At 58.9% G+C, this 948-nt stretch carries 1 protein-coding gene; it reads left to right on the forward strand.

Annotated features, from left to right (window positions below; all coding sequences use genetic code 11):
• The first annotated feature begins 52 nt into the window (after window positions 1-52).
• Window positions 53-604: an EAL domain-containing protein gene (locus AC1Q5P_RS06240; RefSeq protein WP_492518493.1), complete on the forward strand. Its 552-nt coding sequence runs from the start codon at window positions 53-55 to the stop codon at window positions 602-604.
• The last annotated feature ends 344 nt before the right edge of the window (window positions 605-948 follow it).

The raw sequence follows: 948 nt of genomic DNA on the forward strand, positions 1-948 counted from the left end.
GTCACCTGCGCGCGATCAAATCGGAACGCTGCGCGGCATCAGATCGGAATACATGCGCGCCATCGTCGGAATCCGCACTGAAGACATCAGCGTTGCAGTCAACATCTCGCCCCGTCAGCTCACGACCGACGGCCTCGTCGCGTGCATCGCGCAGGCCTTGGCACAAAGCAGGCTTCCTTCGGGCCGCCTCGAACTTGAAATCACCGAAAGCGTGTTCATCGGGAATGTCGACAAGACGCTGAACATCCTCCATTCGCTGCAGGCATTGGGTGTGCGCGTGGCGCTCGACGACTTCGGCACCGGGTACTCATCGCTCAGCTACCTGCGCTCATTCCCCTTCAACAAGATCAAGATCGACCAAAGCTTCGTGCGTGCTCTCGAGGAGGGCGGCAGTGCCCAGGCGATCGTGCGGGCGATCACCACCCTGGCAGAAGCGCTCGGGATGGAGACGCTCGCGGAAGGGGTGGAGACCCAAGCCTTGATGGAGATCTTGCGCAGTGAGGGTTGCGACATGATCCAGGGCTACCTCATTGGCAGACCGATGCCGGGGAACCACGTTCAGCGCATGCTCTCAAGCGCTCAGACGACGGTTGCCCTCGGTTGAATTGCGGAATCCCGTCATTCTCATGGGAGACAAGATCACGATGCCGTCCGATGTCAAATCCGGACATCAGACATGAGGCTGAAGATCCAACGACCAGGACAGGAGCGCTATCGCGCCATATTCCCTGCTCAATAACCTTGTTTCCGGGATATTGGAGGCCCTTGGACGTCGACCTGTCAGCTTGGGCAAATTTTCCAAGCCGCGCGTTTCAATGCTTGGACCACAAAAGGAAACACCGCCCCGAAGGGCGGTGCATCCAATTCCGTTTATCTGGTTGCGGGGGCAGGATTTGAACCTGCGACCTTCAGGTTATGAGCCTGACGAGCTACCGGGCTGCTCCACCC

This window comes from Novosphingobium sp. GW835-FHT14H07 (genome assembly GCF_058793515.1).

What these genes read in the sequence shown, in the direction of transcription:
- AC1Q5P_RS06240 (WP_492518493.1), top strand. Translation starts at nt 53, where the DNA reads ATGCGCGCCATCGTCGGAATCCGCACTGAAGACATCAGCGTTGCAGTC.